Origin of the sequence: Xanthomonas cucurbitae (genome assembly GCF_002939885.1) — a bacterium.
Lineage (GTDB): Bacteria > Pseudomonadota > Gammaproteobacteria > Xanthomonadales > Xanthomonadaceae > Xanthomonas > Xanthomonas cucurbitae.
This window is the reverse complement of record NZ_MDED01000023.1, coordinates 1-13824: the sequence shown is the minus strand read 5'-3', so window position 1 is coordinate 13824 and position 13824 is coordinate 1. Positions and strand designations below refer to the sequence as shown.

Sequence of the window (13824 nt, the reverse complement as noted above, 5' to 3'; positions counted from 1 at the left end):
CCGTTGGCGCTGCGGAGCGCGGCCCCCGCCGCAACCCGCCATCCCCTGACGAAAAGGATGACCCATGAATCGCAAGAATGCGTTGTACCTGGCGCTGTTTTCGGCTGTTTCCGGTTCCGCGCTGGCAGTGCCGCCTACCGAAATGGATGCTGCGCCAGTGAGCTCGACACCACAGGCGGCCAGACTTGGCGCTGCGGTCCTCCAGTCGGCAACGCTGCGGGGCGGCATCCTGCCGACACGCGTGGCGCGCCTGGCGGCGCCCACCAGCCAGGAACTTGGCCGTGTCCGTGAACGGCGGATCGCACAGGTCAAACATGGCCAGCCGCTGCAGATCGGCTTCTCGCGTGCGCTGAAGCAGCCGTCGGTGAACCTGGCCAAGCTGGATTGGCAGATGGCCGGCGACGGTTCGCGTGTTGCCACCCTTGAGCTCAGCTCCGCGCAGGCCGCTTCGCTGCGTGCGGCGCTGGTGCTGCGCGGCACTGGCGCAACGCCCGGCGACCCGTCCAGGGTGACGTTGCGGTTTGCCGGCAACGACGGCCGTGTGTTCGAGCAGTCCGGCGCCAGCTTCATGACCGCCGGCGATGCCATCGGCTGGTCGCCGACGGTCAATGGCGACACGCTGTTGGTGGAACTCTCGTTGCCAGCAGGCCTGTATCCGGAAAACTTCAGCCTGAGCGTGCCGCAGCTCTCGCACCTGGACATCAGCCCCACCGCCAGCACGCGCGACATGATGACCATTGCCATCGGCGAAAGTGATTCCTGCCAGAACGACGTGGCGTGCCGCGCCAATCCCACCGCCGGCTTCACCAGCGCAACCAAGGCCGTGGCACGCATGGTATTCACTACCAGCCAAGGCTCGTTTCTGTGCACTGGCACCTTGCTCAACAACACCAATACGCCCAAGCGCAACCTGTTCTGGACTGCGGCGCATTGCATCAACACGCAGACCGTGGCCAATACGCTGCAGACCTATTGGTTCTACGACGCTGCACAATGCAACGGCAACACGGTCAGCTCGCAAGCGACCACGCTCAGCGGCGGCGCGTTCCTGCGCCATGCCAACACTACCCGCGACACTGCCCTGCTGGAACTGAAGACCGCACCACCCAGCGGCGCGTTCTACGCGGCCTGGAACAGCGCGGCGATCGGCTCCACCAACACCTCGATCGTGGGCATCCATCATCCGTCAGGCGACGTCAAGAAGTATTCGTTGGGCACGGTCAACGCGCTCAACGCGTCCATCGACGGCAAGAGCCCGCTGTATCGCGTGGTCTGGAACGATGGCGTCACCGAGGGCGGCTCCTCCGGCTCGGGTCTGTTCACCATTGCCAGTGGCGGCGCCTACCAGCTACGTGGCGGCCTGTACGGCGGCATGTCGTTCTGCACCGCGCAAAGCGATCCGGATTACTACTCGCGCTTCTCGGACGTGTATCCCTCGATCTCCAGCTTCTTCGGGCAATAAGCGCCCATGCACGTGGCAGGCGATCACCTCGCCTGCCATTTGCGATCGCACCCGCGCGCCGGTGCCCTGGCGCCAGCCGCGCAGCCGCTGGCGACAATCTGCTAGCGGGCCATGACCGGCGTGCGCGCTCCCCACACTTCCGGCCTTGCCTTGCAATAGCGTTCGATGAAGGCCTGCTGCGAGGGGAACTGTTCCACCGCGTGTTGGATCGGCTGGGCGATGCCGTCCAGCAGGCGTTGTAGGTCCTGGTCGGAAAACGCGCGTGTCAGCGGGTGATGGTGTTCCGGCATCAGGCCCTGCCCCATCAGCACGTGCGTCCAGGAATCGACACGAAACAATTCGTCCGCCGCCTGCCAGGCGTGCGCACGCTCGCGCCAGGCGCGCAGGCGCACGGCCAGCGACTCCGGCAGCTCTATCGCGCGGCATTGCCGCCACAGCGGTTCCTCGCGCTGGGTGGCGTGGTAGTGCAAGGTGACGAAATCGCGCACGTGCTCCATCTCGGCGCGGCTGACATCGTTGAACAGCTGCACCTGCGAGGGAGCGATGCCCTGCGCCGGGAACAGCGTCAGCAGCCGTACCACCGCCGAGATGGTAAGGTGGATGCTGGTGGATTCCAGCGGCTCGATGAAGCCGCTGGCCAGGCCCAGCGACACCACGTTCTTGTTCCAGGCCTTGAGCCGGCGGCCGGTGCGGAATGGCACCATCCAGGGGTCTTTCACCGCGGGGGCGGCCACGTCGCGCAGCAGCTTGGCATGCGCCTCGTCGTCGGACAGGTGCCGGCTGGAAAACACCAGGCCGTTGCCCACCCGGTGCTGTAGCGGAATATGCCAGCGCCAGCCGGCTTCGTGCGCGATGGCGCGCGTATACGGCACCGGCGGGCCAAGCGCCTCGGTCTGCACCGCCACGGCGCGGTCGCACGGCAGCCAATGGCTCCAGTCTTCATAACCGGTATGCAGGGTCTGCTCGATCAACAACCCGCGGAAACCGCTGCAATCGATGAACAGATCGCCGGCGATCACCTGCCCGTCTTCCAGCACCAGGCTGGCGACATCGCCGCTGTCGGGCTGCAGCGTCACCTGCTGGACCGGCCCTCGATGCGCGTGACGCCACAGGCCTCGCTGCGCGCGCGCAGGAAGCGCGCGTACAGCGCGGCATCCAGGTGGTAGGCATAATTGACTGCCGGCTCGCGCGGCAAGGCGAAGCGGTCCACGCGCGAGGCCGCCGTTTCCAGGCAGTAATCGCCAAAGCTGCCGCCCATGCCGCGGCGCTGGCTCTCCAACCATAGATGATGGAACGCGCACACCAGCGTGCTCTGCCCGGTGATGCCGAACGGATGGATATAGCGATCGCCCTGGCGCAACCAGTGCTCGAAGGAGATCGAAAGCTTGAAGGTACCCGCTACCTCGCGCAGGAACTCCTGCTCGTCGATCTGCAGGAACCGGTGAAAGGTGCGGATCGGCGGCACCGTCGATTCGCCGACACCCACCGTGCCGATCTGCTCGGACTCCACCAGGGTAATGTCGAGCAAGTCGCGAAACTGGTGCGAGAGCGCGCAGGCGGCGATCCAGCCAGCCGTGCCACCGCCGGCGATGACCACCTTGCGAATCTGAGCCTGAGTCACTGCGAACTCCCATGGACTGGATGTGGAATGGCGGCTGCCATGTGCGGCGATCCTGTTCGGGACTGCAAAAGGGTTGCACGTACATCAATGCCAACATGGCCTGACGGCGCGCTGCCATGCGTCCTTCCAATGGACGGCGCAGTCATCCGGCAATCCGCATTGAACGCACTGCGTCCATCAGCGATTGAGCCTGCCGATCAGCATGGCGCGAAGCTGGCGCGCAAGGACGGGATCGATCGGTCCCAGCGCCTGTCGCGCCGGTTCGGGCAGATGCGCGCCGGCACGCTCGGCCGGGCCGAACACGTAGTAATCGAACAAGGCACGCCACGCGTCCTTCTCCGCCGCCGGGCGGTCGCGGATGGCCCACAGCGCGTGATACAGCGCCGGCATCGCCGCCGGTAATTGCGCCGGCGCCGTGCTCCACCAGTAATTGACCAGCACGTTGAACGGCTGCAGCGACTGCACGTGGTGCCACCACATGCTCGGGATGAACAGCGCATCGCCCGGCTCCAGCACGGCGCTGCGTGCATGCGGCTGGGCCTGGGCGAATCGCGGGTAGCGCTGCAGGTCGGGAGTGGCGATATCCACCATGCTCACCACCTGCCCGCCCGGCGTGGGATCCAGCGGCCCGGGGTAGAGATTGGCCACCTGCTCCGGGGGAAACAGCGTGAAGCGCCGCTGCCCAACCGCGCAGCACGCCAGGTTGTTGGGCGCATCGTAGTGGCAGGACGCGGTGACGCGATTGCCGATCCAGATGCTGGGCTGCACGTTGACGCCGCTGGCCGCCAGGTCCAGATCGTTGTGCGCACGCAGGCCCGGCAAGCCATCGTCGACAGGCAGCGAGGCCAGGTAGTAGGTCGGCGGCTGCAGGTCGTCGCGATGCGCGGCGATCGCGTCCAGCAAGCTGCCCAGGCTGCCGCGCTGCACCTCGAAATTCAGCGCGCTGCAGTCCTCGGTGTAGAACGGGCGGCCGGCGATTGCCGGCCCGCCATAGGAGTACTGCAAGGCACGCCCAGTGTCGTGCGCGCGCAGCTGGTGCATCGCCTCATCCTGGCTCCGCAGGCCGGCCTGCACCAGCGACCAATCGCGTGCGATTCCGCGCAACACCACCGGCTCGGCCGCCTCACAGAGTTCGGCCAGTGGCAGCGCCTGGGACCGGCAATCGGTGCGCTCGGCAATCGCGGTGGCAGCAGGGCCAGAATGTGCGGGTGCGGCCATACGATCAGGCATGGGCAGCGGCAGGCGCAGTGCGCGCGTGTTGCAGGCGGCGCTGCTTTTCGGCCATCAGGCGGCGCACGTTATGCAGCGATGCCAGCATCAGAAAGGCGCCTTCCAGATAGCCCGCCTGGTGCAATTGCTGCAGGGGTTGCGCGTGGAGTGCGGCAAGCCGCTCGCGGTCGATGGCGAACAGGCCGTCCAGGTGGGCGGCATGGGTGGCATCCAGCGCCACATCCAGGCGCACCGGCTGGATCAGGCCCAGGGCATCGAAAGCCGCCGCCATGGCCTGCCCTGCATCCATGCCCTCCCGAATGCCGCGCAGCACGCTGATGATGTGTTTCAGATACGGGCTGTGGCCGCCCTGCGGCAGGAACACGGCCTCGCCCTCGCTGCGGCTGACGCGCGGATGCTCCAGGTCGATATGGATCACCGGCTCCTGCACCAGCGCACCGTCGATCTGCTGTTCCTGGAAGCCGATCAGAAATGGCCCCTTGGCGACGATGCCGGGCAGATAGTTGGCGCTCCAGCGGCCCTCGTGCAGGAACAGGTTTTCATCCTGGGCAAAACCCAGCAAGGCCACCGATTGGTAGCGACCGGTGGCAGGTTCCTTGCGGAAGAACAGCGGGTATTCGCGCTGCAGGTCGGCGTACTCGGTCACGAACGCAGGCACCAGCCCGACCGCATCGCCGAACTCGGCAGCGAAGCGAAGGACCACGCGCACATCGTGGTGCGCCACGTTGTTGAGCACTGCATATCGCGTCATCTACGACTCCAGCAGGCATCCCCGGTGGGCGTCTGCACTGAAAGATTGGCGTGCGACTCACCCGCTGCACGCAACAGCCACCGAGCATTGCCAAAAAAACCCAGGCCGGCAAGCGGCAGGGCAGCATGCGCGTCGCGTCGGCGTCGCGGATTGCCCGGCACCTGCAGGCCCTGCCTGGTTGGAACGCGCAGCACCGCGATGTCTGCACGCCTGGCCAAGCGTGCGAATGACTTCGCACGGCGGTCGGGCCGGTTGCATCCGCCACCAGCAGGTGGCGGCCGCAACCGTTTGCGGCCTGCGGCGAACAAAGCAATTGCATGCACCAGGCAGTCGTCGGCCGAGCGACGACCCGCCGACCGATGACCACGGTCGCGCCCGCCTGGCGGCGGACGCCATTGCCTTGCCACCGTCCCTAGAACGCGTAGCGCACACCCAGGGTATAGCGTGGCTGCTGGTCGATCAGGCGCACGATCTGCTTCTCCGAACGCCCATGCCAGCGCACGTCCTCGCCGGTCAGGTTGATCGCCTCGAAACCCACCGACAGCTGCTTGTTGAGCGCATAGCTGACGCTCAGATCGAACTGCTGGTAAGCCTCCACGTAGTACGGGTTGCGGTTGGAGGCATCCTGGTTGGCCGCGATCAGGTACTCGTCGCGCCAGTTCCAGGCCAGGCGTGCACTCCAACCGTATTTTTCGAACATCAGCATGACGTTGGCGGTGTCGCTCAGGCCGAGCAGCGCGAACTGGTCGCGGTCGATGACATTGTTGTCGAACGCCACGTCGCCTTTGACGATGGTGTAGTTGGCGTAGATGCCGAACCCGCTGCTGCCGAAGAAGTACTGCCCGCCCAGTTCCCAGCCGTGGATGTTGGCCTTGTTCTGGTTGATCGGCCGCGTGACATCGAATTGGTACAAGGGGTCGGCCGCCGTGCCGACCAGGTCGTAGGTGTTTTCAAGCGCCAGACTCTGCGCTGAGCTGCCGTTGTAGGCAGCCAGGCCACCGGTGGCGGCCGCATTGCGCAGCAGCGCGGTAGCGGCGAACAGCGAAGTGTCATTGGCCGAGCACGCCGCGGCCACGTCGTTGCCGGCCGCACCGACCTGCGCGGCGCACGCACCGCTCCGCAGGAACGCCAGCGCTGCCTGTGCATCCGGACCGGAGGTGGGGTCGGTCAGCCCATACAGGGTTTCACGCGAGACGGTGCTGCCGATGAAGTTGCTGACACGCTTGTTCCAGAACGTGGCCGACACGTAACTGGCATCGGCGAAATACCATTCCAGCGCCAGGTCGAGATTGTCCGATTCCAGCGGCGCCAGGGTCGGTGTCTGTGCATCGCCGCTGGCGCGGTTGGACGGGTTGATGAGGATCGAGCCGGCAGGCGTGTTGGGCGTCGGGCCAGCGAGCAGGTTGTTGTAAGGGGCGCGCGCAATGGTCTGGCCGAACGAGGCGCGGCCCTTCAGCTGGTCGGTGATATCGATGCTGAAGTCCAGGTTCGGCAGGATGTAGTTGTAACTGGTCTTCTCGCTGAAGGGCTGCTGCTCGGTGGAACGCAGCAGCTGGAAATCGTTGTTGGCCTGCCATTGCAACGCGACCGGTGTGGCTACCTGCGACGTGGATTCCACGTCGGTGCGCTCATAGCGCAGGCCCAGGCGCGTACTGGTGGTCATGCCGGAAATATCGCCGGTGAGTTCCAGCTGCACGTAGGCCGCACGGGTCTTTTCTTCGACCTGGTTGTTGGCGCTGTAGAGCGGGTTGTAGCGCGTGGCCGCACCGTACTGACTGCCGCCCCACAATGCCAGCTGGCTGGCGTCGCCGCGCCAGGCGTTGCGGGCAGCGCCGTTGGCATTGAAATCATCGAACATGCCGACGATGCTCACCGGCCGCAGCAATGCCGTCATGCCCGGCTCGTTGCCCGCGTTGGCCACGCCCCAGTCGCCCAGCGTGGAATAGTTGTCGCTGGTGAGGCGATGCATGGTGGTGTTGGAGGAGCTGACACCAAACTGGAAGCGGCCGTCGTCGAAGTCGAAGGTGCCGTCCAGGCGACCTTCCTTGGTCTCGGTCACCTGCTTCTGGTAGTAGATCCGCTGCACCTGCGAGCCGAGATTGTTGGTGGTGAAATCCGGGTTGACCACGCCGTTGGTGCCGGCCAGCGAATCGGCGACGCTGGGATACCAGGTGCGCGCGCCGATCGGCAAGGAATTATTGAACCACAGCTCCTGCGCCCATTGCCCACCGCAGGACGGGCCGTTGACGCAGTTGTTGGTGCCGGCGAAGCTGAAATAGGTCGCGCTGCCACCGGTCATCGGATCGTTCGGCAGGCTCTGGGTCTTGGAATTGTGCGCATCGAAGGCCAACTGGAAGCGGTCGCTCACCTGCCAGTCTGCATTGAAACCCAGCGAGCCAAGCGTGTACTTCTGCTCGTTGCGCTGTTGCTCCATGCCGAAGTCCTTGGCGCCATTGGGTACATCGCGCAGGTACACCGGCGTGGCCACGGTCTGGCCGGTATCAAAGGTCAGATTGGTGAAACTGTTGGCGCGTTGCAGCCAGATGCCCTGCTCGCCGCGGTCCTCGCGGATTTCGTTGGACGAGTACGTGTAATCCAGGGTCAGGGTCAGGCTGTCGCTGGGCGCGAATTGCATCACCGCCTGGCCGTTGATGCGCTCGCGCTGGAAGTCGGCGAAGGCGTAGCGCAGGTCGTTGGGCATGCCGTACAGCTGGCCGATCGCTGGCGCATTGGTCACCACCGTATCCGGCCGCAAGGCGGGGTCGGTGCCGGTCCAGCGCTGGATATTCCAGCGATTCTCGGTGGCCTGTACCGAGCCGCCATGACGCTTCTGGTAGCTGGCGCTCAAACCGATGCCGAAGGTCTTGTCCGGGTTGGTGTAGCTGAAGATGCCCGACAGTTCCGGCGTGAGCGAGTCGCCGAAGGGTTCGGAGCGGTCGGACATCATCTTGGCACCGGCATTGGCCACCACGCCCTCGTGGTTGAAGGGCTTGTCGGTCTGGATGTTGATGGTGGCGCCGATACCGCCGCTGGGCGCGGTGGCACGGCTGGTCTTGAACACCTCGATGCCGGTGATGGCTTCGGAGGCAAGCTGGGCAAAGTTGAACGCGCGCGTGCCTACGTCCACGCCGCCGATCGGCGTCTGCCCGGGCGCTCCGAAGGCATCGGCACCGGGAATCAGGCGGCCGTTGAGGGTGACGGTGTTGAACTGCGGGCCGAAGCCGCGCGCAGTGACCTGCGCGCCTTCACCATCGCGGCGTTCGATCGAGATGCCGGTAATGCGTTGCAGCGATTCGGCCAGGTTGGTATCGGGAAACTTGCCGATGTCTTCGGCGCTGATCGCATCCACCACACCGGCAGCGTCGCGCTTGATGCCCATCGACTGATCCAGGCTACTGCGGATACCGGTCACCGTCACGGTGTCGAGTGTGGTGGCGGCATCGCTGCTGGACTGCGACGCCGCAACGGGCGGAGCGACATCCTGCGCAAACGCGGGGTTGATGACGAGCAAGCCACCAACGAAGGTGAACATGGCCTTCGACTTGAAGCTGTTCAACGAACGACGCATCGATGTGTCCTCGGGAGTGGAGTCCAACCGCCTACAGCCGTTATCGCGACATGCGACACGGCAGCATCCTGTCCACCGCCCGGAGGGCCGTGGCGAACGGTACTGCAGCACTTCAGTTCAATCCCCTAGCACGCTGGCCGACGACCGCCCCTTCGAGCATCGACCTGCGGTGTGCAGTAAGCGGCGACGATGGCAAGCGCTCGTCCCGCGAAGGCGCTGGCGCCCTGCAGACGTGTCAGCCAGTGATAGCGCTACCACGCGCTGCAGCCTAGTCACCCACAAAAGCGCTTGTCACCGTGCGTTGCAGCATAGTGATGCGCCTGCACGGTTACAGTGGAAATGACAGTCGCTAGAGCTCGTCAGGGGGCTCCAAGCGCAGCGCGGTTGTAAGCGTTACCACCCGATCGCGCGCAGCAGGACGTTGCGGGCAGTGAACGTTGCACGCTGCGACGCCCTGTGCAGCTGCGTGCGCGGCGACTGCGCAAACGCGGAGTGATCCAGACGCGCCATGCATCGCTGGGCACTGCGCGTACCGGGGCGCGCGGCAGCCACCAGGGCACCCTCCGAGGTGGGTGGAGTGCTACCGGGGCATTGCTGACGAGGCCGCTGGCCAGGGGAATCTCTCTTCCACCTTGCCCTGCCGCCGGGCAATGCAGGGGGAAGTGCGCCCGTCACACCGGGTGATCCGCTCCAGGGACCCGGCGCTACTGCAGTGCCTGCTCCGGCCCGGGCGCAGGCACTGCCACCGGGTCCATGATGCGGCTTTTCAGTACGCTGTCCTTGAAGAACCAGTTCTTTTCGCAGCGGATCGGCTTGCTGCCTTCAAAGAACAGCAACTCATCATCACCGGGCAGCTCCTTGATTTCCTGCGGCAGCATCAGTGCACGGCGTTCTTCGGTATAGCTGTAGGACACGTTGCTTGCGCCACCGCCGCTGCTGGTGGAGCGGTGCTGCCTGCGGATGGTTGCATAGCCCAGCATGTCGCTGTAGGCATTGGCATCTTCCTGCTCGCGCGGGGTGAAGACGATGCTGGCGGCATGGTTGGTGATGAAGTTTTGTGCGTCGTCGGCGCCATAGGTGGCACGCAACTGCGATTGACTCTGGATGATGCACAAATCGCGCACGCCGTAGCTAGCCGAGATCGAGATGCGCTTGGCCCAGACATCGACCCGACCCATGGCGGTGAATTCATCCATGAGCATCAGCATCTGATACTTGATGGCAGGATCTTCGTTGAGCTGCTTATCGAGATTATTTCCGATGACGGAGCTGAAGAAGATATTCAACAGCTTGCTGCTTTCATCCAGTTTCTGGGTGGGGATGATGACGTAGACGGTGGTGAGCCGTTTGCGGATCGCAGTGACGTCGATGTCGGTGGCATTGGTGGCATTGGTGGCGGCCGCCAGGATCGGGCTCAAGAACTGCTGCAACGGGGCCTGCATGGTCGCCATGACCGAGGAGAAGGTCTGTTCGGCCAGCCCTGCGAGTGCGCTGAAGGTGGAGCGGGTCTGTGGGCTGAGGTAACTGTAGTTTTTATCGGTGAGTAGCATTTTCAACAGATCGTTGGTGCTCTCACCACCATCACCGCCCGTGGACAAGCGCAGTAGGCGCTCCAGGCTTGGAAAGAACGGGCCTTGGTTGGGATCGTCCACGCTATCGAAACCCCGGCTGCGCATGGTGTCCCATCGCTCGAACATGAAACAAGCGAACGCCACGAATGCGGCGCGCGACTGGGTGACCCAAAAGCTGTCCTTGCTCGGTTCGTCCGGATACAGGATCGCGGCCATGGTCTGGAGTGAGGCGATACGCTCGCGCGGATCGTCCGGCACCAGCGTCAGCGGATTGAAGCGATGGGTCCTGCCATCGGTGGCATACGGCGCCCAGACGTAGATCGCTTGCCCTTGCGAGGCCCGGTAGCCGCTGGTGGCCTTGAACAGTTCGCCCTTCAGATCGAGCACCACCATGGACTGCTGGTAGGTCAGCAGCACCGGGATGGCAATGGAGGTGGTCTTGCCCGAGCGGGTGGGGGCCACCACGATGACATGCAGCGCACCGTTGATGTAGATGGAGCGGCCCTTGAGTTTGCCGACCAGGATGTTCTCCGGCTTCTTGTCGAGCATGCCGGCTTTTTGCAGATCCGCGACCGTGGCAAAACTGGCTTCCCCATGCAGGGATTGCTGCTTGCTCCTGAGCATCGGGATCAGCAGCAGCGCCCATCCGAGCAGGGGTAGGCCAAAGCCGAGGATGCCGGCGATCTTGATGCGAAGAACGTACGGTTTCATTTGCGGCAGGTCGAGCGCCCGCCAATATTCAAAGTAGGTCGTTGCTTTCAGCGGCACCTGCAGCTTCAGCAGCGCCAAAGTGATAAAGCCGGATAAATACAACCCGGCGACCAGTGCAAGAATCAACAAGATCGCTGCAACGCCCGACTTTGCCTTGCTACTCATGCGCCCATCTCCGTATGTCGTTGCAGGCAGCGGTTGGACGCGTCGCGTGCCAGAGCCGGCAGGCGCGCACCCGCCGTATCACATGCCCATGCCGGGCTGCGACTGTGCTTGCGATTGGGCTTGCAGGCGGTCCTGGGCGATGATCTGGTTGATGCGTGCATGCTCCAGATCGCCGGCCTGCGCGACCTGCATCGAGGCCTGGATCGATGGTGCCGGCTCGTGTATCGGCAGGCACGCCAATCCCAGCGGATGGTCGTAACTGGCCGCATACACGGTGTCGCGCGCCACATAGAACTCGCCCTTCCAGCCGGGCTTGAAGTAGGATTCGTTCAGCGCTGCGGTGATCTGAGTCAGGCGCTCTTCCGAAAAATCGTGGCCCTGCTTCTGCATCCGCTCTTGCACGTCCGCATAAAGTGCATGCCGGGGATGGGCGGGGTCGCTATAGGGCAGCAAATCGGGCGAGCGAGGCGCGCGCTCGCCGTTCTCGGTGGCGGTGGCCACCTGTGCCTCTTCGCGTTGCGCTTCGCGGGTTTTCTCGTCCTCGGCGCGTTTCTCTCGCTGCTGTTGCTGCAAGAGCTGCAGTTGCGATTGCTGCTCCTGCTGCAATTGCCACTGGCGTTGCTGTTCCATCGCTTGCGGGTGCATGTCCTGCTGCTGGCTGGATTGCGCGCTGGCAGGCGCCCTCGGCGCTGGCCGCGCAGACCCATCGTGCATGATGGGCACCTGGGCCTGGCGCTGCTGAGCATCCTGCGATGGCGCCTGCGCCTGATGGCGTGCCTCCACCTCGCCAAGTGCCTGTTGGATGTCGTCGGTACTGGTGGTTGCCGCAACACGCACCGCACCATCGGCGTCCCGCTTCAGATGCTGGATGGGACTGTCCACCGAGTATTGACCGGTCGCATCACGCTCCAATGCCAAAGAGCTGGTCGCTGCATCGATCTCGTTTGCCTCACGTGTACGTTGCACCGCTAGCTGGATTGCGCCTGCGGTCTGGGCATTGGGCGCAACGCCATAGGCGACATAGGTCGCCTCGGTATTGGCCTGATCTTGCTGCTGCAGGGTTGGCGTCTGCCGCGAGGGCATCTGTGCCATTGCCTGCATATGCTGCTCCAATGCCGGTTGCAAGCGCTCACGCGTCGCGTTGAGCTCCAGCGGGACATTGCCTTCGGCAGCAACACCGTCGTGCAGCCACTGACCCTGCGTATCGCGCTCATATTGCCTGCCGTCCGATGCTTGAAGCGAATCCGGGTTCAAGGCCGCCTGCACGGCAGCTGGCACTGGACCGAAATCGTTCCAGCCATTGCGCTGATGGGCAGCCTGATAGGTCGCTGCAATCTCAGCCGGACCTCGGGTGATATTCGCGTCCACCACTTGGGCTGCTTGTTGGTCAAGCGCAGCACTGCGCTCGGGGCTTGCCGGATCAACCGTCCAGACAGGTCGATCGTTCCTATCGACTTCGTCAGCGATCATCCGTGACCACCGGCCATTCGTCGGGTCATGCCGCCAATCCCGCGCGTAGAGATGCGCAGCATCTACCTCACTGTACGGCTGCACATAGGGATTACTGGATTGCACCTTGCCCAGCGCCTGCTCGGTCGCTTCGCTACTGGCGTGATAGTTCAGCTCGCGCGCTTTTTCGGGCAGTGCGAACATGGCCTGCTTGTGCGGCGCATCGACACCGTCGTTTGGCAGGTTGGCCTTCTCTTGTCGAAGCCACTGGTTGCCATTGAACTCCCAGCTCACGCCCTGCTTGTCGGTCTGTGTATAGATCTGGCGGTTGTCCCACAGGGTCGCGGCCTTGTCGGCAGCGGCACTGAACAGATAGCCATCAGCCACCACCAGCGTGACCGGTCCTGCACCGGTTGTGCCAACAACCGCAGCGGCGGCGGCGCCTCCCGCCCAGCCGCCCACGCCTCGGGAAGCAAAGTGCAGTGCTTCCGAGCGCGCAGCGGTGAGGTTGTCTTGTGCCAAAAGTGTGCCAACACGCTCCCCGGCTTGTGATGCGTCGTAAGCGGTCGCGGCAACGCCCAAACCCGCAAGCCCTGCTGTCATCCCGGCACGACCCAAGCCTGGGATTTCAGGTTTCGGTGTGGTTTGGACATTGCGTCCTTGCCATTCATCCCAGCGTTGCTGACCCGCCAGGGCATGCTCGGTTGGCGGATTCATACGCTGACTGAGCGGAAGCGTGCTTTGGTCCAACGCCTTTGACGTTCCCTCAATCGACGTTCCCCGAAAATACTCCCTGTTATCAAGCCTTAGGACTTTGTTCTCACGTAGCGCATCATCACTGGCCGGGATGCGCAACATGCCTTCGTGTTCACGCGCACGGGCCACGATCAGCTCAAAGGCTGCTTGCTGACCGAGCCGATCTTTGACACCAACCAGCGCCTCACGCGGAAGCCCCTCAATCGAGGTGACGTTCGGATTGGCAAGAATGCGAGGCACTTCAATTTCGCCAAAGACACGGCTTGGCTGAGCGTCGCCTACGATGGCACGAACCTCACCCACGGTTGCATCGGCAAACCGTCCAGACGCGTCTGCCCAAGGACCTTGCGTGGGGTGGTAAAGCCACTCTGTGGCGGGTCCTCTGTGGGTTCCATCAATCAGTTTATCAACATCGATATCGTAAGCGTCGGCAAGCGCGCTATAGAAATCTGGGTCTTCGCGGATCACTGTGGGTGCAATCGAGCATTTTCGGGTAGCGCGGGCAGGAAGCTGGCGATGATCTTGAGCCTCAGGAACTCC

Annotated in this window: 6 protein-coding genes and 1 pseudogene; 1 reads left to right on the top strand and 6 read right to left on the bottom strand. The window is 63.9% G+C overall.

Features of this window, described 5'->3' with window-relative positions:
* The first annotated feature begins 64 nt into the window (after positions 1-64).
* A complete protein-coding gene (locus tag XcuCFBP2542_RS12800; RefSeq protein ID WP_104603948.1) occupies positions 65-1462 on the top strand; it encodes a trypsin-like serine peptidase in 1398 nt (465 codons plus the stop codon).
* Between the two features lie 101 nt (positions 1463-1563).
* Here the strand turns inward: XcuCFBP2542_RS12800 and XcuCFBP2542_RS12795 are convergent.
* From XcuCFBP2542_RS12795 to XcuCFBP2542_RS19730, 6 genes and pseudogenes are all read right to left on the bottom strand, one after another.
* Positions 1564-3083, bottom strand: a pseudogene (locus XcuCFBP2542_RS12795) (tryptophan halogenase family protein).
* A gap of 177 nt (positions 3084-3260) precedes the next feature.
* Entirely contained in the window at positions 3261-4301 is a 1041-nt protein-coding gene (locus XcuCFBP2542_RS12790) for a cupin-like domain-containing protein (protein ID WP_104603947.1), read from the bottom strand.
* A gap of 4 nt (positions 4302-4305) precedes the next feature.
* The gene (locus XcuCFBP2542_RS12785) at positions 4306-5064 is read right to left on the bottom strand and encodes a SapC family protein (RefSeq protein ID WP_104603946.1); all 759 of its coding nucleotides are present in this window, start codon (positions 5062-5064) and stop codon (positions 4306-4308) included.
* Between the two features lie 412 nt (positions 5065-5476).
* Positions 5477-8632, bottom strand: a complete 3156-nt coding sequence (locus XcuCFBP2542_RS12780; RefSeq protein ID WP_170066988.1) for a TonB-dependent receptor — start codon at positions 8630-8632, stop codon at positions 5477-5479.
* Positions 8633-9336: 704 nt separating this feature from the next.
* Complete coding sequence (locus XcuCFBP2542_RS12775) at positions 9337-11079, bottom strand: type IV secretory system conjugative DNA transfer family protein (RefSeq protein ID WP_104603944.1); 1743 nt, start codon at positions 11077-11079, stop codon at positions 9337-9339.
* 78 nt (positions 11080-11157) lie between these two features.
* Positions 11158-13245, bottom strand: a complete 2088-nt coding sequence (locus XcuCFBP2542_RS19730) for a hypothetical protein (RefSeq protein ID WP_249027652.1) — start codon at positions 13243-13245, stop codon at positions 11158-11160.
* Positions 13246-13824 lie beyond the last annotated feature (579 nt).